Source organism: Bacillus sp. SIMBA_005, assembly GCF_046535585.1.
Classification (GTDB): Bacteria; Bacillota; Bacilli; order Bacillales; family Bacillaceae; genus Bacillus; species Bacillus pumilus.
On the sequence record NZ_JAWRWI010000271.1, the window covers coordinates 1 to 278 of the forward strand.

Annotated in this window: 1 protein-coding gene; it reads left to right on the forward strand. The window is 59.4% G+C overall.

What is annotated here, in order from left to right:
* Nucleotides 1-90 precede the first annotated feature (90 nt).
* The coding region (locus tag SB660_RS20065) for a hypothetical protein (protein WP_410584048.1) at nucleotides 91-278 on the forward strand (188 nt) is incomplete at its 3' end.

A 278-nucleotide genomic window follows, 5' to 3' on the forward strand; every position in this document is an offset into this window, starting at 1 on the left:
TCACCGGCACCACAGATCACCACGTCAAGGGTCGCGCGCATGTCCAGCTCTCCAGTTATGTGTAATATGCACTTGATTGGAGGGCAGGCTATGCCGGCGAAACAGAATGTGCAAGATACACATATTTCCCCGATGCTGAAGTCGCTGCACCAGTCGCTGATCAGCATCGGCAGCATGATGAACCGCCCGCGCAATGACGAGCGGCTGATCGAGGCGGCCGGGCTTAAGCTGGACCAGGCGCTGTTCCGCCTGCTGGTGGTGATCGAGCGGTGTGGGCC